12 protein-coding genes are annotated in these 17,162 nt (G+C 42.3%); 9 read left to right on the top strand and 3 right to left on the bottom strand.

Annotated elements, in window-relative coordinates; genetic code table 11:
* Window positions 1-213: 213 nt before the first annotated feature.
* The 4 genes from D0T84_RS11820 to D0T84_RS11835 all read left to right on the top strand — a co-directional run bounded on the left by D0T84_RS11820 (window position 214) and on the right by D0T84_RS11835 (window position 3,380).
* Window positions 214-705, top strand: coding sequence for an RNA polymerase sigma factor (locus tag D0T84_RS11820; protein WP_255495336.1), 492 nt, complete (start codon window positions 214-216; stop codon window positions 703-705).
* Between the two features lie 17 nt (window positions 706-722).
* On the top strand, window positions 723-1,259 hold the full coding sequence (locus tag D0T84_RS11825) for a hypothetical protein (RefSeq protein ID WP_163308081.1): 537 nt from the start codon (window positions 723-725) through the stop codon (window positions 1,257-1,259).
* A 101-nt stretch (window positions 1,260-1,360) separates the two neighbouring features.
* Window positions 1,361-2,668, top strand: coding sequence for a DUF4097 family beta strand repeat-containing protein (locus D0T84_RS11830; RefSeq protein ID WP_163308082.1), 1,308 nt, complete (start codon window positions 1,361-1,363; stop codon window positions 2,666-2,668).
* A 25-nt stretch (window positions 2,669-2,693) separates the two neighbouring features.
* Complete coding sequence (locus D0T84_RS11835; RefSeq protein ID WP_163308083.1) at window positions 2,694-3,380, top strand: GIN domain-containing protein; 687 nt, start codon at window positions 2,694-2,696, stop codon at window positions 3,378-3,380.
* Between the two features lie 55 nt (window positions 3,381-3,435).
* Here D0T84_RS11835 and D0T84_RS11840 read toward each other — a convergent pair whose 3' ends face one another.
* Complete coding sequence (locus D0T84_RS11840) at window positions 3,436-4,722, bottom strand: hypothetical protein (protein WP_163308084.1); 1,287 nt, start codon at window positions 4,720-4,722, stop codon at window positions 3,436-3,438.
* A gap of 132 nt (window positions 4,723-4,854) precedes the next feature.
* Between D0T84_RS11840 and gltX the strand changes: the two genes are divergently transcribed.
* From gltX to D0T84_RS11865, 5 genes are all read left to right on the top strand, one after another.
* Window positions 4,855-6,369 (top strand): glutamate--tRNA ligase, encoded by a 1,515-nt coding sequence (gene gltX, locus D0T84_RS11845; protein WP_163308085.1) that lies wholly within the window; start codon window positions 4,855-4,857, stop codon window positions 6,367-6,369.
* Between the two features lie 6 nt (window positions 6,370-6,375).
* Window positions 6,376-7,617, top strand: coding sequence for a 3-deoxy-D-manno-octulosonic acid transferase (locus D0T84_RS11850; RefSeq protein ID WP_163308086.1), 1,242 nt, complete (start codon window positions 6,376-6,378; stop codon window positions 7,615-7,617).
* Window positions 7,618-8,091: 474 nt separating this feature from the next.
* Window positions 8,092-10,188 carry an HD family phosphohydrolase gene (locus tag D0T84_RS11855; protein WP_163308087.1) on the top strand — a complete coding sequence of 699 codons (2,097 nt, stop codon included), beginning with the start codon at window positions 8,092-8,094 and terminating at the stop codon, window positions 10,186-10,188.
* A gap of 45 nt (window positions 10,189-10,233) precedes the next feature.
* Window positions 10,234-11,424: an aminopeptidase C gene (locus D0T84_RS11860; RefSeq protein WP_163308088.1), complete on the top strand. Its 1,191-nt coding sequence runs from the start codon at window positions 10,234-10,236 to the stop codon at window positions 11,422-11,424.
* Between the two features lie 356 nt (window positions 11,425-11,780).
* Window positions 11,781-12,527, top strand: coding sequence for a DUF4262 domain-containing protein (locus tag D0T84_RS11865; protein ID WP_163308089.1), 747 nt, complete (start codon window positions 11,781-11,783; stop codon window positions 12,525-12,527).
* 306 nt (window positions 12,528-12,833) lie between these two features.
* On the opposite strand, the gene D0T84_RS11870 is transcribed toward D0T84_RS11865, so the two are convergent.
* Together D0T84_RS11870 and D0T84_RS11875 are read right to left on the bottom strand one after the other, a co-directional pair.
* On the bottom strand, window positions 12,834-14,141 hold the full coding sequence (locus D0T84_RS11870; RefSeq protein WP_163308090.1) for a peroxiredoxin: 1,308 nt from the start codon (window positions 14,139-14,141) through the stop codon (window positions 12,834-12,836).
* A 519-nt stretch (window positions 14,142-14,660) separates the two neighbouring features.
* Window positions 14,661-16,913 (bottom strand): DUF1566 domain-containing protein, encoded by a 2,253-nt coding sequence (locus D0T84_RS11875; RefSeq protein ID WP_163308091.1) that lies wholly within the window; start codon window positions 16,911-16,913, stop codon window positions 14,661-14,663.
* Window positions 16,914-17,162 lie beyond the last annotated feature (249 nt).

A 17,162-nucleotide genomic window follows, 5' to 3' on the forward strand; every position in this document is an offset into this window, starting at 1 on the left:
AAATTTTCTATTTGCCTTCTTTTAATCCAGGGCAACCACACCAAAATTAATTTAGGTTGCCCTGTAATTTTATTTTTTTCCTGAAAAAAAATTCCTTTTTTTGTAACACTCCATTTTTCAATTCGTAGATATTGATAGAAGGGTAACTAATAAACAGGCTTGTGGCCTTAATGAATGATAAGCTTCGATTCTAATATTATAGAGCAATGTAAAATGGGACAACATAAAGCCCAGATGCAGTTATACTCCACTTTCTATAAGAGGGTATACAATGCATGTTACAGGGTTCTGTATGATAGCCTCGAAGCGGAAGACGCGATGCAGGAGAGTTTTTTGAAAGCATTTTCCTCTCTGGGCGACTATAAGGAGTCGGTGCCTTTCGAGGCATGGCTCGTTAGGATCGGGATTAATACATCGATTGATAAACTCAGGAAAAAAAGCCTGGAAACGGTCAATCTGTATGAAAATATAAACTATGATGTAGAAGATTCGGATGAAAGTGACGAATGGGAGCAAATACTGGATAAGGTGGAACAGGTAAAGGCGGCAATAACCCGACTGCCCGAAACAAGCCGGTTAATCATCAATCTATATCTGATTGAAGGCTATGACCACGAAGAAATCAGTGAGATTTTAAATATTGCGCCCGGAACGGTGCGTATACAATATATGAGAGCTAAGCAGAAATTGTTGGAACTTATTTGAGAGAAAGGGATACTGTAATGGATAATATAAGAAAAAAAATAGAAGGGGACAGGGATTTATTCGATGACAAGGAACCATCTCTTGGTCATGCAGGCCGATTTGAGGCTTTGCTGAAAAAACAGGTGAAGCCTGAGGCAAAACGTGCGAAGAGGGTAAAGCTAATTAGCATATTCTCCGTTGCCGCGTCCATCGCCGTTTTGATAGCTGTGGCCATAAGGGTGTACACGCCGGGAGATATTGGGGATAGCATCCCTGTTCCTACAGAAATCAATGCTTCCGATGAATTTAGAACGACAAATTCATTCTATAACCAGCAGATGGAAGAGAAGATCGCGGATATTATGTGCAAACTGGCATACACCGATTCCGAGAATCAGGAACGGTTAACAAAGGATATACAACGGATAGTAGCCAGTAATGAAGATTTTGTAAAAGAAATAGCCAGTAATGAAGATCAGGAAATGGCGATACACTATCTGGTAAAGCATTATAAGACAAATATTAATGTTTTGGAAAATATAGACGAAAAATTGGGCAAACATACCAAATGCTAAGATTGCAAACCTGTTTGCTAATAATGAAAGCCGAACAATAAGAAAAAAATTATAACTCAAAATATATCATAAACTCATCCTGTTACTTAATACTACAAGCAATGAAAAAATATATATTACTTATCAGTTTATGCTGTTTTGCTTTTTTACAATCAGAAGCAATTACAGAGATGATAGAAAGCATGCCTCAGGATACTATCCGGATATATAAAGGCAAGAAGAACCTTGACGGCTCCAATGTTATTGTAATCCCAAACTTTGAAGAATATACAGTTGATCCGGATGCTTTCGATTTCGATTTCGACATTGACACCAGTCAGTTGTTGGCAATGAAAGAGAATTTTAAGAATATGGAGTCTTTCGATTTCGGCGAATTGAAAGAGAACCTGAAAGCAAATAAAGAAAATCTGTCGAAACAGGTGAGGATATATAACTATAATTACAATTTTGGAAACCCGGATGGATTTTCTGTGGAGCAAAAAGGCGGAAACCCAAAACAGATTGATAATAAAAAATTTTCAAATATCTCCGGGATTGATTTTTCCCATCAATATGGGAATATTGTAATCAGGGAATCGAAATCTAAAAATGTAGAACTGGAGATTCAGTATTTTGGCGATTACATCCAGAAAAGCGCTGTTGTTTCTTCTGTAAAGGATGGGCAGCTTACAATAAGAAGCAAGAGTTCGGGGGCAAATCCTATCAACTTTATTGTAAATATTCCCCGTAACACAAAGCTAAATATCAACCTGCGATACGGGAAAGTAAAAATGAATAACTTCCAGTCTCAATTTACGGCGGATTTATCCTATAGCACTCTCGATGCGGAAGAATTTTCGGCAATTAAGCCTGTTATTAAAGACAGATACGGAAAAGTGACTATCGACAAGTTGCAGGATATTGACCTGTCAGCCTCTTACTCTAAAGTAAGAATAGGCAAAGTGAACAGATTGGATGTTTCGGGTGCATACAGTGACTTTGTTGTAGACGATGTACGTACTATTTCTACAGGGCAAAAATCGATGTCAGGAGAATTTAAAGTTGGTACATTGGGAGATATGGACGGGAAGTTCAACTATGCGGATATATCTGTGGACAAACTCCAGTCGGGTATGCGGATCTCCTGTAATTATTCAGACATAAAGATTAAGTCCTTTTCGCAAAAGTCGAGTGTTAGTGTAAAAGGGAATTATTCGGACGTTGTACTAAATATTCCCGATAATATGAGTGCGTCTTTCGATATTCAGCTGGGGCAGGGAGATCTGGATGTTTCAAATAAACATAAAGTAAAATATTCAGAACAAAGCAGTACATCTTCCCGGATGGTAAAAAAGGGGCGAATAGGGTCGAAAACCCCAACGATAACGATAGGCATATCAGGTAACTATGGGGATGTGAAAATCCGCTAATCTAATGAATTAAAATATAATGTGTATGAAAACAGTTAGTAGCGTTATTATATTGAGCTTGATTGTACTGTTTAGCTCTTGTGGAACAACAAAAACGGCGGACAGGGAAAAATTCACGGTTAGCCCCTATGGCACTGTTGTCAGTAGTGCAGGTATAGAGGTCTATTTCTCTCATGCGAAATCGTATACGGCAGATGTAGATAAAGGAGATAAGATAAATGTTTCTGTTAGAGATGGCTCTCTGATACTGAGCCGGAGAGGCGGAGGCAGAAGCGGCGGCACAAAAGTGTATCTATCGGCGGAGAAGCTGGATGCCGTGATCCTGTCCGGAGGTTCACGGTTCTTTTCCGATGAACTGAAGAATGTGAAGAAAATATCGCTTACCACTTCGGGTGGCTCCGGTGTTGATATAAAAAAGATTGATATAGATGAATGTAATATTGCAGCTTCCGGAGGTTCCGCTTGTAGTATAAGGCAAATAAAAACCCGGAGATTAAATGTTGCGTCCTCCGGTGGTAGCACCGCTAATATTGAGACAAAAAGAGCGGACAATGTCAATGTGGCGGCTAGCGGCGGCTCTAATGTAACGCTTACCGGTTCTGCCGATAATATTTCCGCCAGTGCCTCTGGTAGTGCCAGTATCAACGTCACTGGATTGAAATACAAAAATATAAATACCAATCAGTCCGGAAGGGGTAATATACGAAAATAAAGAATTGATAGTTTAGTGGATGAGCAGCTGAGAGAGTGACTTTCGGCTGTTTTTCTTATATAGAAAAGAGTTCGACTATTGATTTAAAAAATAAAGATATGGTTCTCAGTGTCGAGATAAGTAAGCTGTTTGATGCAGCTTCATTTAGACAGAAAGTGAAATTATTTGATACACCAATGAATATCATTAGAAAAGCCACACTTGATTTAGTAGGAGGTAAAATCATATCAGCCTGTTGGTTAATTCTGAAAGCCAGCTTATTTATTATTGGAGGGAATAGATTTTCCAATAAATGAAAAGGTACGATTAAGAAAATAGCGAATGAGCTTGCCGAGAGATAGAAGAATATACGGGCAAAGTCACAAGATAGGATGCAAAATACAGGAAAAAGACAAAATAATTGAAATAAAAAAACAGAAGACAATATTGTTTTGTGTTTTTCTGTATAGATGTTTGGTTTTTTCCTAAAAACCAGTAAAACATTAACTGAAATATAATAAATAACAGGGAGAATAATTGCCCACATAAGTAAAGTCCATATTGAATCTTCAGTAATGGTAAAGAAATTGTTTAGGAAGTGCATTTTAAAAATTTGCACTCCGTCCCATCCTAAAGCACTGACCGCAGGACCTATAGACGATATTCCGTCAGGTAATACCTGCTGCCAAGAATTCCATATAGATACTGCCGTATTTTCATCTCCATGTGCAATAGTGACTATTATAAATATAAAGACAGCAGGAAATAAACATGCAAAGGAATAACTGCAAGCAAGATAATTACCTTTAGGTTTAAAATGATTAAATAATAATAGAAAGAGGATCGGAAGAGAGAAGAAGATAAAGACCTCATGATTCAATATAACAAATATTGATAATAAATTAATTAATAATATTCTTATAATAAAATGAGTATTTATTTTATTGTAAACTAATAAAATAAGTATAAAGAAGAGAATCATCAGGTTGTCTTTGCGAACCCAAAAATGTAGTATGGGCAATTCACTTATAATATGAGCTCCACAAAAAAAGCATAAAGGCAGAATATATAACGAATAACCCTTTCGTCTGAAAGCATACACAAAGAACGAACATACCAATATGAATAAAACAGTACATAATATTTTTACTGTCAGTATAATATCAAGATTGTAATTTTTTGCAAGGTAATATAATACTTCTCCTAATAACCCCCTTCTGACAAATCCTCCCTGATAATTGATCATAAACTCGGATATTTGCCAGCTACTGTATGTGTATGGGAAAAGTATACCTTGAATGAAGTTGTATATCAGCCCGATAAGGAATATGATAAAAAGAGTGTTCAGTATTTTTGTTCTCATGCTTATAGAAAAATTTCTGCCAAAAGTACTAAAAAATAATGATATATAAACATTTACGAATATCTCTTTCGTTGTAGCCGTTAGTTTGCAATATTTTGTATAATTTTGTAGCTTCTTTAAAAAATATAAAGTATGTCTCAGAAAGTTAGGGTGCGTTTTGCACCAAGTCCCACCGGGCCTTTACATATAGGCGGGGTGCGTACAGCGTTATACAATTATCTTTTTGCTAAAAAGAATAATGGCGACTTCATCCTTCGTATCGAAGATACCGATTCGCAACGTTTTGTTCCCGGGGCGGAAGAATATATCATAGAAGCCCTTACATGGCTGGGTTTGCGCTTTGATGAAGGAACGCATGCAGGAGGTGCCCATGCCCCATACCGCCAGTCTGAAAGGAAAGAGATATATAAGAAATATGTAGACATACTTTTAGAAAAAGGAACGGCATATATCGCGTTCGATACCCCTGAAGAATTAGCGGCCAAGCGTGAAGTTGTAAGTAATTTCCAGTACGATGCTTCTACTCGCAGTGAAATGAGGAACTCGCTTACCTTGCCGGAGAATGAAGTACAATCCCTGATAGATGCCGGAAACCAGTATGTCGTACGATTCAAAATAGAGCCGGGACAAGAAGTGCTGGTAAATGACGTTATACGTGGAGAGGTAAAATATAATTCGTCTGTCCTCGACGACAAGGTTCTTTACAAATCTGCCGATCATTTGCCAACTTATCATCTGGCGAATATAGTAGATGACCATCTGATGGAAATCTCCCATGTTATCCGTGGCGAAGAGTGGCTGCCTTCTGCACCACTGCATGTATTGCTGTATCAGGCCTTCGGCTGGGAAGACACCATGCCGCAATTTGCACACCTTCCTTTGTTGTTGAAACCGGAAGGCAATGGCAAGCTCAGCAAACGTGACGGCGATCGTCTGGGGTTCCCTGTATTCCCATTAGAATGGAAAGACCCGCACAGCGGCGAAATTTCGTCAGGTTACAGGGAGAGCGGTTATTTACCCGAAGCGGTCATCAACTTCCTTGCACTTCTCGGATGGAATCCGGGCAACGACCAGGAGATCATGTCGATGGACGAACTTATACAGCTCTTCTCCCTCGAAAAATGTAGTAAAAGCGGGGCTAAGTTCGATTATGAAAAAGGAAAATGGTTCAACCACCAGTATATTCAGTTGAGACCCAACAGTGAAATCGCTAACATCTTTTATCCTATACTTGAAGAAAAAGGAGTAGATTTCCCGCTTCAATATATAGAGATGGTAGTTGGCCTGGTAAAAGAACGTGTGAATTTTGTAAAAGAACTGTGGGATCAGTCCTCTTTCTTCTTTGTAGCCCCTGAAGCATACGATGAAAAAGTGGTGAAAAAACGCTGGAAAGAAGAATCGCCCGCCCAGATGCAGGAACTGATTGAGGTACTGCAAGGGATAAGTGATTTTTCGGCCCATAATCAGGAGGAAATTGTAAAAGGCTGGATTGAATCGAAAGGTTACCATCTGGGAAACATCATGAATGCTTTCCGTTTGGCTGTAGTAGGAGAGTCGAAGGGGCCTCACATGTTTGATATAACAGCCGTTATCGGGAAAGATGAGACAGTCGCTCGTCTTGAGAAGGCCATCTTAAATATAAAATAATAAGAGATGCTGTTTTTTTATAACCTTGCCATATATCTGTATGCACTTGTAGTCCGCATTGTTTCCCCGTTTCATAAGAAAGCAAGGAAAATGATCGTCGGTCATAAGCAGACTTACAAAATTTTGAAGCAGAAGATAGATAAAGATGCCGAATACATCTGGTTTCATGCCGCGTCTTTAGGTGAGTTTGAGCAGGGGCGCCCTATCATGGAGGAGCTGAAGCGTACACATCCCGAATATAAAATATTACTGACATTTTTTTCCCCTTCGGGGTACGAGGTAAGGAAAGATTATCCGCTGGCAGATGTTATCTGTTACCTGCCTTTCGATAAGAGAAGGAATGTAAAGAAGTTCCTGAAACTGGTTCAGCCGAAAATGGCAATTTTTATTAAATATGAATTTTGGTACAACTTCGTTAACCGGCTTTACAAAAAGGATATCCCTGTATACATGGTATCGGCCATTTTTCGTCCTAACCAGATATTTTTCAGATGGTACGGGTATGATATGCGCAAACTGCTGAGGAAGTACAAATGTATATGTGTTCAGGATGACAGTTCAGCGAAACTGCTTTCTAAAATTGATATAACCAATGTAGAAGTATGTGGTGATACACGTTTCGACAGGGTGCTGGACATACAGAAGCAGGCAAAGCAACTGCCGATAGCCGAGGCTTTTGAGAAAAAGGCGAAGCAGGAAAGCGAACGGATATTTGTCGCGGGCAGTACATGGCCTAAAGATGAGGATATACTTATCCCGTATTTTAATATCACTACAGACCTTAAACTGATAATAGCGCCTCACGAGATAGATGAGGCACACCTGAAATACATAGAAAGTAATCTGCAGCGCCCTCACATAAGATATTCGAAAGCCATACCCGAAATGATGGGCGATTATGATTGCCTTATTATCGATAATTTCGGATTGCTTTCGTCCATATACCGCTATGGGCAAATGGCATATATCGGTGGAGGCTTTGGTGTTGGCATACATAATATACTGGAGGCCGCAGTGTATGATATACCGGTCATATTTGGCCCTAACTTCAAAAAATTCCGTGAGGCACAACAGATGATCGAATGCGGCGGCGGTTATTCCGTATCCGACTATCAGGCATTCAGGGGGCTGATGGATGAATTCCTCCAATATAACGAAACGCTGCATGCTGCCGGATTACATGCCGGAAATTATGTGCGCTCCAATGCCGGCGTTGTACAGCGTGTAATGAAGGTTATCGACTTGTAGTTGGCAATATAGATAGGGTTATTTATAAACTGCTAACTGTTGACTGTTAACTGATTTTAGCCTGTATATTTCTTCTAATAAAAAATAATCTTGTAGATTTGTATTTTAAGAGTTATCCTTTTTCTATATATTTATCTATATATAGGAGTAGTGAGGAGGAAAAGTAACACTGTAAAAGGAATAAAAAGTGTCACTTTTACACAGTGCATGACAAAAAAGAGAATATTAAGGTTCAACCCCTCGCCCTTTGGGCACTCCCGACCCCACCCCGGCCCTCCCCAAAAGGAGAGGGAGAAGCGAGGGGAGAGTCGCAAAGCGAAGACAGATGCCGTTTGATCCGTCAGGCACTCTTCCCTTTTGATAAAGGGAAGTACCCGAAGGGGGAAGGGTTAGAATGATAGTATATATTTTTTGTCATGTACTTAGCACTTTTGTCACTTTTTCTTGTAACTCGTAATTTATAACTATCATCGCATGGCAAAAATCGACAAATATATCGGCAAGATTAAGATACCTACATTCGTATTTTTCATAGCAGCTATTGTAATTATTGTATATTTCCTCCCGCGCGAAGGCAAATATAAATACAGCTATGATGAGAACAGGCCTTGGCAATATGGCTTGCTCACGGCTCCTTTCAAATTTCATATACATAAATCCGATGCGCAGATACAGCAGGAGAAGGATAGCATTATGCAAACTTACCTGCCATATTATCAGCTAGATGGTGCTGTCGCTAAAAAATCTTCGACTCAGTTTGTGCAGGATGCCAGAGCCAAGAGTGTACCCGAAGATTATATTAGTTATATAAACAGGAAATTCACAGAAATCTATAAAGCCGGCGTTATATCAGCTGAAAATTATGAACGGATTCAGCAACTGAATAAAAAGCAACTGATGCTCCGTAGCGAGACGGGCAATAACATAGCGGCTACAAGGCATATAGCATCTTTTTATACACCGCGGCAGGGATACGAAAAAATATTGGACGATGCCCCCGCCCATATCGATATCGCTCATCTAAAGTCGATAAACCTGAATGATTATCTGAATGTGAATATCCTCTATGATGAAAAAACATCATTGAGTATAAAGAATGATATGCTTCAGCAGGTTTCCTTATATGAAGGGGAGATACAGTATGGGGAGAAGATAATAGACCGGGGGGAAATAGTAGACGCGAGGCTCAAGAATATCCTCGACTCCTATAGCAAAGAGGTGGAAGGGAAGGTAGGCACCAAGGCCAAACCCGGATGGCTTATCTTCGGGGAATTGCTCATGGTTACACTCCTTATCATGACCCTGATGGTATACCTCAAATTCTATCGTATCGCAGAATACAAGAACAAGAAGAATGTCATCTTCATGTTGCTTATGGTTATTATCTTCCCTATTATAACGGGGATAATGGCCGATGCTAAGATGTTCACGCTAATGTATGTCATACCTTTCGCCATACCTACTATTCTTATCCGTACATTTATCGACTCGCGTACGGCGATCACTACACATATCATTACCATACTGATATGCGCTATAATGCTTCCGCTGGCGCAGATGGCTCAGTTTATAGCTGTGCAGATTCTCGTAGGTTATATGTGTATATTTAGTTTGCGCAACCTCTCGGAAAGGTCGCAGCTGGTTTACTGCGCGTTGCTTATCCTTGTTACCTATATCGTGTCGTTTACCGCGTGGATACTCTGTACCGAAGGCGATATTTCACTCATAAAGGAAAATTCGAGGGTATATATTTACTTCTGTATCAATTTTGTATTTGTAACCTTTGCTTACCTGCTGGTTTATATGTGCGAGAGGGTATTCGGTTTCATGTCGGAAGTAAGCATGATAGAACTGTCGAATACAAACAGGCCTTTGCTGCAACAGTTGTCGGAGGTTGCTCCGGGCACATTCCAGCATTCTATGCAGGTGTCTACGCTCGTTGTTTCCGCGGCCCATCGTATTGGGGCAAATGCTACGCTGGTACGTACCGGAGCCTTGTATCACGATATAGGCAAAATGGTAAACCCGATATTCTTTACCGAAAATCAGGTTGAAGGGATTAATCCTCATGCCGGGCTGACCGAAAAAGAGAGCGCCCGCATTATCATAGACCATGTGATGGAAGGAGTAAGGATTGCCAAGAAAAACAATCTTCCGCAACAGATAATCGACTTCATCGAAACCCATCATGGAAAAGGGAAAGCGAAATACTTTTATAATTCCTATGTAAACAGCCATCCTGACGAAGAAGTGGATGAAGCGGATTTTACCTATCCGGGTCCTAATCCCTTTACAAGGGAGACCGCGTTGCTGATGATGGCCGATACCGTTGAGGCTGCTTCCAGAAGCCTGAAGGATAATAGCAAAGAAGCCATTACGGAGCTTGTAAACCGTTTGATCGATACACAGCTGAGCGATGGGCTATTTAAGAACGCGCCTATTACATTTAAAGATATAGAGCAGGTGAAAGAAGTCTTTTGTGATAAACTTGTAAGCATGCGCCATCTGCGCGTTGCATACCCCGAACTGAAAAAAGAAGCCGCACAAAAGCCTGTATCAGGAACTGAATAAAAAAGAATAAACTTTAGATAAACAACTAAAAATCAATCAAATTATATGAGAAAACTATTTATTTTACCTTTATTGTTACTTGTTACCTTAGGTATATATGCTCAGGAAGAAAATCCGGCCGGCTATCAGTTTACTGTAGTAAAAGAAAACCCGATAACATCTATCAAAAATCAGGGGAGTAGCGGTACCTGCTGGAGCTTTTCCGGAGTGGCTTTCCTTGAGTCCGAACTTCTGAAAATGAATAAGGGAGAACACGACCTCTCGGAAATGTACATTGTACGTCGTAACTATGCGGATAAAGCTGATAAGTATGTAAGGGTAGGGGGAAACCTTAACTTCGCCCAAGGAGGTGCGTTTGCCGATGTGGTAGAGACTCTGGATGAATACGGAGTTGTGCCTAACGATGTATATACAGGTCTTAATTATGGGGAAACTACGCATAATCATGGCGAAATAGAAGCAGCTTTGAGTGGCTATGTAAAAGGGATCGCCGGTAATAAGAGCGGACGTATTTCTCCTGTATGGGGAAAAGGCTTCAACAGTGTTTTGGATGCTTATTTCGGGGCTGTACCTCAGGATTTCCAATATCAGGGAAAGACTTATACCCCACAATCACTTGCTCAGTCTTTAGGGCTGACCAGCAAGAACTATGTTTCTGTGACTTCATTTACTCATCATCCGTTTTACGCTCCGTTTGCAATCGAAATACCAGACAACTGGCGTTGGGCGCTGTCATACAATGTACCTGTAGATGAAATGATTCAGGTAATAGACAATGCCATAAATAACGGATATACTGTAGCATGGGCAACAGACGTAAGCGAGGTAGGCTTTACCCGCAGCGGTGTCGCCGTCATACCTGACGATCAGGCTCCTGAGAATGTAGGTTCCGATCAGGCTCATTGGTTAGGCTTGTCGCGCAACGAGAAGAATACACGCCTGAGGTCAATGATAGACCAGGGCCCTGTGAAAGAAAAGGTAATCACTCAGGAAATGCGCCAGATCGCCTTTGACAATCAGGAAACGACAGACGATCACGGCATGCAGATATATGGCATCGTGAAAGACCAGAACGGAACTAAATACTATCTGGTAAAAAACTCATGGGGCGAAGCCGGCAAGTATAAAGGAATATGGTATGCATCTGAAGCTTTTGTTAAATACAAAACTACAAGCATCATGGTAAATAAGGCTGCTGTACCTTCTGCAATTGCCAGAAAAATGAATCTGAATTAAGGCAGGGTATATTAATGCGAATCAAGGGTTGAAAGCAGCTCAACACCTGCCTGAAAGGCAGAATCTTCATAACCGTATGCAAGCGCAGCGTAGCTTACGCAGCAAGGGACAATTACACTCCCCCTGCCCGAAGCGGCAGGACACACAGTATGTCCTGTCTTTCAGACAGCTGGTATTGCCCATCCTTTTTCCGCAGGTCGATGACCCGCGGTTATGAAGATTTGGCTTTTCAAGCCATTCCTCAACTCCTGATTGGCATTAATAATGCCGTCTGCACTTCTTAGTGACGGACTCTCTGGTTTTTTCCTCTATCCGAGGCAAAAGCAAGTCGTTGGTTTTAATAAAACATATCTAGTATGACAGGCTCTCATGAAGAACACGACAAGCAGGCAAAACAGGCGATTCTGGATAATATCGAAAAATATGGCTGCCACCTAGCTTTACTCGAAGCTGACAATTATATGCCCGCCTTTGCATATACTATCGGGCTATATAAGAAGTATAACCATCCTGAGATTATCTGTTTCGGGCTGCCTACAGACTTATTAGGGGCTTTACTCAATCATGTGCGGGATATAGTGCAAGCCGGAGAAGTGCTGGTGCCGAATAAATTATATCCCGGCTTTCTGAGTGGGTACGAGGTTTGTTTTTTACCGGTTGATGAGGCTTTTTATGCTGATTATCTGGGATATGGCGGATGGTTTTATGATTTGAGTTTCGATTTTCCGGTGCTGCAACTGGTTTGGCCGGATAAAGCAGGAAAATTCCCCTGGGAGGAAGAATTTAATAAGGACTGGAAATTCTATCAGCCTTTGTTAGACCGGAATACTGATTTCAAATTCTTTGAAGAAAGGAATCTTGGAGTATATACGACAAAGCAGGTGCTTGATGGAGAGCCAATCTTGTTTGTATATCATAACGATGATGGCGACTGGCAGTTTCATAGTTCTTCCGAACCAGACTTTAACGATGCAAAATTAGTCAGCTTGGAATGTATCACGAAGTTAGACCCGACTGTAAACGAAATATACTTTCTGCAATATGGCTGGAAGGCATGGCGCAATAGAGCCGGTGATGAATGGGAATATGAGGAAGACACTTAATTATCCGGCTCCGGCCTAAATTTTACTTTACCAAATTGTCATAAAGTGAAGTATTCGCAAATATATAACTCAAAGTAATTTATTATTAATGCGAATCAAGGGTTAAATGTGCTATTTTTTGTCCCTTTAGGGACTGAATGTTGGTAGAAAGAGGCTTTAACCGGTTAATTGCGTGCCGTCAGGTACGCAATATCTACAGAACAATTCACATTTTGTACCTGACGGCACAAAAAAACGAATTTCATTCATGTTTCTACCAATATGATGTGCCTAACGGCACATTTAACCCTTGATTCGCATTATTATCTAATTCTTTATTGCTTCTTCCACATCGCTTACCGCAAAATACATCCCCTCTAACTTGTTATCCTTATCCAACAGATAGAAAGACGGCGAACCCACCACATTATAATTTGAGAAATTCTCACCCTCAAAACCTCTGAAATCGCACAGCTTGTCTGTCCACAGGAAGTCTTTGATGCCCTTTTCGTACTTCTTCTTGTCCGTATCGGCGGCAACAGAAACCACCCTGATTCCTTTCTCCTTTAACTGAGGATAAGCCACAACCAGGCGGAACATTTCATTGACGCACGAACTGCAATCCGAATCGTAGAAAGCGACCAGTGTCCGGGTATATGTTTCATTGGTATTATCTAAACCCACGATAGCAGGCATCTCTTTGCTGTTCTTAGCACGGTATGCCCCTATAGCCCGTTGCAGGCTTCTGATGGAAGGCGCAAACTGTGGATGAACTGCCGCAAGGATGCCATCCTGCGCCTCACGCCAGCCAAACCGTTCTGTTTCGGTGATGCAGCCTGCCAGAAACGCTTCGTAGTAAGGAGCGGGCAGCCGTTGCAGCGTACGCTGTACAGATGCGACATATTGCTGCTGCTTGTCCGTGCCTGCGGTATGGTTGAACAGGCTGATGTAGAAATTGAGGACGCTGCTCCATAGTTGTCCGGAGCGGTAAAGCGAAGCAATATCAAGGCTTTCTTCCATCTCGCGGCGGATAAGGGCAGCTCTTTCACTATCCCGTTTTTGCTCGGTGTCGAACAGGCGGTTCATAAAATCTGCCAGACGGTAATAGCGGGCTGCATAGAGGGACGATGAACTAATCTCTTTGTCCAATGCCTGCATCGAAGCATTGACCTTATCTAATTCGGGTTGAAGCTGCGTAAGGAAGGGCGATCCGGCATCGAACAGCTGGCTGCCTGCCTGTAGCCACGACTGCTGCTGCATATAGCGGCTCTGGGAGGTAAAGATATGCTTGAGAAAGGAGTTTTCTTTGGACGAGGGAAAGCTGACTGTTTCGGTATTTAGCTGGCTAGCGCTACTCTGTACCGAGACAACAGGTTCGGCAGCGACCAATTCGATACCTCCCGAACCGGGAACTACTAATGTAGCCATGCCCCGGTAATCCTTGCCGGGGATGGAAAGTATAGCCTTGCCCGAACCATCCACCACGGACACAAGCGAATCGACCTTTGCCCCTGTGAAGTAATAGAGTTTGGCGTCCTTGCCGGATAATGCTGGTGCCTGCAGCTGTATTTCCTGGGCTGAAAGGTGACAGCCTGTACAAAAAGTGACGAATATTAAAAATTTTAATGTTCTCATAATAAGTTGTTTATGTTCAAAAAGTGACAAAAGTAACACATTTTAGTTGGTAATTGACAGTTGATAGTGGATAATGAAAATCACTGTCAACAGTCCATTGTATATATAGATAATTTTACTGTGCAAAAGTAACACTTTTTTTATTCTTTTTTGTTTGTTCCTTTTTTTGTTGATAATGGACAGTAATTTTCATTGTCCACTGTCCAAATAGATAATCCTATTCATTTTTTATCACCGTAGGGACAGGGCTCTGCCCTGTCCGTTTATCCAAACGGTTGCGATATTATTTGCGGACAGGGTAGAGCCCTGTCCCTACGGGTGGATGAATCGTAGGGGCGACCTGCCGGTCGCCCGAAATGAACAATGAAAACTGTATCAACGGGCGACCAGCAAGTCGCCCCTACAACAGGGCGGGGGAATTCGTTTGTTCCCGCAGGCAGAACCAACGGCCTGCGGGTGATGCACATACATATGTGCATCTGTTATTTTAATTTTCGGTTTTTAACTTTTAATTTTTAATCAAAAACTCCGGACACAACGCGCCTTAGCAGACACGTTTTCAATAATCTGTCTCTGCGCAGTACCGGTACTGTATGACCAGAACCAGACACGTGTTTTCGAGACCTCACTTGAACTCCAATAACCAGGTCCTAGATTCATGGTTTCAGGGGCAGAGTCTGGGTGGCCTACCAGATTATCGCGTATATTTTGGAGAGCCATCAACTCAGCGATAGTAGGTAAACGCCAACCACCAATAGGACGATGTTCTGGATCAATAAAACTAGTGTTGCCTGTATCATTACTTACACCATTTCTGCAGCCTGTAGTTGCGTATTCCCATCCTAAAGTACCTGAAATAGGTGCATCGGCTTTGTAGAAGCAAACATCCTTACCAGTAGCAGTAAAGTAAGGAGCAATGGTTACAGAATTAGAATTATTGGCAAAAGTCAAATACCCTGCTGTTGTCTGAGTATATTCTCCCCCTACAGCCAGATATCCCGGACAACACACACAATCCATTACCGAAACATTCAGTTTAAGCATTTTATCCGTACCGCTGCCGTTTGCGGCATCGTTGTATATGGCATATATAGTGGATTTCAAGGCATCAGCACGGTTTTTATTGGCAGCCCGGGTATTCAGGTCGTCTTTGTAATAAACCGTTACGGTATATGTACCGCTCAGGCTGTTAGCTGTTTTCCATGATTCGGTATACTCAATGTGATCAACCACTGGTGCCGATTGGTCAGCGTCAATGGCTGCAAAGCGCAGCTTGCTGACTGTTCCGCTCGTGGTAAAGGTATATACCTGTACACCTGTATACGGACGGCGATCCTTGTTGGTACCCGCAGGGTTCTGTACTGTGCGGTCTGCAAAGTCAGTTCTCTGCGCGTCACGGCTTGCCTTTGTTCCGCAACCACCACCATCGTTGCTTTCCACCACATCGAAGCAGGCCTTTCCGGTAAATGTACCTGCGCCCGGAAGCAGATTCGCAGGATTTGTCACAGTCAACGTACCGCTACCTGTTGCAATGGCAGACTTTCCGCAATCGTTGGTCGCTGTTACATTTACACTGCTAAGTAGTTTGTTGCCAGCCGTCAATACTTTTATGGTAGCCGTATTAGCTGTAGTGGACACTATTTCCAGCCCGGCGCCTACACCCCATGTGTAGGTGATATCCGCTACCACAGGCACACTGGCCACAAATGTTTCACCCAACATCACCGCTGTAGGAGAGAATGTGATATTAGGCGCATCCGGCTCTTCGCAGGCTACAGGAGCCGAAACTATTTTTATGCGTTTGCCCGAGGCTACAGGCTGGGCTGTATCGTCACACTCATTGCTGGCACGCAGCTGTATCGCATTTGCGGCGCATGCCGCCCCGTCTACATTATAGCTGCGGGCACGCAGGGTAATGGTACCGTTGCCCTGCGATACTATCTCGAAATAATTCAGTCCGGCATTACTCAGCGACCAGGTGTATACATCATTTCCTGTAGGATAGGTCAGGGTAAAGGTTTCGCCTACCGTCACCAGGTAGGGGTCGCCTGCTGTTCCTGTCCCCGAATTGGTGTTGGTTACCGTTATTTTACTGGTATTTACAGCGGCAGGCCCCGTCTCACATGGATTTACCACAATCATATCTCCTCCAGCACGCATACTGCTGGAGCTTCCACAGTCGTTGACGGCTGTCACCCCTATATTGGCCAGGCTGTGTGTACCGCTGGTTATAGCCCGCAGCTTTATAGGGTTGTCAGTGTTGGATCCCACAATGGCAAAGGTGGAAGGAATGCTCCATATGTAGGTAATTCCGGCCAGGGCGTCTACCTGCGCCTCAAATGTAGCATTCTTGTTAACCGGCCCTGTAGTGCTGAACCGGATAATCCCCGGCATAGCAGGTGGTGGACATACCTCGCCTCCGGCGCACATGCTAATCCATTTCTCAGCATTGTAGAACTCTACACAGCGGGTATCGATGTTGTAGATAGTCAGCCCTTCGTAGAGGAAAGGAGCATCAGGATCACGATCAGGATCAGATTCGAAATTAACTGCCCCGTTTTTGAGGGCATCCCTTTCGGCAGTAGTCAGGTGTGGCAGTCTGATCCCTCCTTTGGTGTTTTTAGCGGATATCTCCAATATGGAGAAATTCTGCGGGGCAGTTCCATCCCCTACAGTTACCTGGGCGCGAAGCCCGGAACCAAAAAGCAGCATTGCAAAGAGAAGCAACGGCAATAGCCTTCGCTTGCTCTGTTGTGTGCAGGTTGTTTTCATAAAAGTAATTTTTAATTTAAAAAATTTAAAGTTTAATAGACGTTAGTAATGAAAACAATACTGTCCTAAATAAAAATAGCATTTCCAAATGCCGGCTTGCAAATATGTTCAGGCGATGGTTCAGCTATATTCTGGAAAAAGGACCCCCTGCCGATATTCGGGAGCTGGTTCAGGAGGTTCAAGGAATGGATTGTCGAGCCAGTACTGCAAATCTATCTTTACGTACAGATTGAGCCTGATGAAAGCAAC

It is taken from the genome of Dysgonomonas sp. 521 (genome assembly GCF_010501055.1).
Lineage (GTDB): Bacteria > Bacteroidota > Bacteroidia > Bacteroidales > Dysgonomonadaceae > Dysgonomonas.

Coding starts and splice junctions, on each gene's coding strand:
- D0T84_RS11855 (WP_163308087.1), top strand. CDS start 8,092: ATGGCAAAAATCGACAAATATATCGGCAAGATTAAGATACCTACATTC.
- D0T84_RS11875 (WP_163308091.1), bottom strand. CDS start 16,913: ATGAAAACAACCTGCACACAACAGAGCAAGCGAAGGCTATTGCCGTTG.
- D0T84_RS11835 (WP_163308083.1), top strand. CDS start 2,694: ATGAAAACAGTTAGTAGCGTTATTATATTGAGCTTGATTGTACTGTTT.
- D0T84_RS11865 (WP_163308089.1), top strand. CDS start 11,781: ATGACAGGCTCTCATGAAGAACACGACAAGCAGGCAAAACAGGCGATT.
- D0T84_RS11850 (WP_163308086.1), top strand. CDS start 6,376: ATGCTGTTTTTTTATAACCTTGCCATATATCTGTATGCACTTGTAGTC.
- D0T84_RS11825 (WP_163308081.1), top strand. CDS start 723: ATGGATAATATAAGAAAAAAAATAGAAGGGGACAGGGATTTATTCGAT.
- D0T84_RS11820 (WP_255495336.1), top strand. CDS start 214: ATGGGACAACATAAAGCCCAGATGCAGTTATACTCCACTTTCTATAAG.
- gltX (WP_163308085.1), top strand. CDS start 4,855: ATGTCTCAGAAAGTTAGGGTGCGTTTTGCACCAAGTCCCACCGGGCCT.
- D0T84_RS11840 (WP_163308084.1), bottom strand. CDS start 4,722: ATGAGAACAAAAATACTGAACACTCTTTTTATCATATTCCTTATCGGG.
- D0T84_RS11830 (WP_163308082.1), top strand. CDS start 1,361: ATGAAAAAATATATATTACTTATCAGTTTATGCTGTTTTGCTTTTTTA.
- D0T84_RS11870 (WP_163308090.1), bottom strand. CDS start 14,141: ATGAGAACATTAAAATTTTTAATATTCGTCACTTTTTGTACAGGCTGT.
- D0T84_RS11860 (WP_163308088.1), top strand. CDS start 10,234: ATGAGAAAACTATTTATTTTACCTTTATTGTTACTTGTTACCTTAGGT.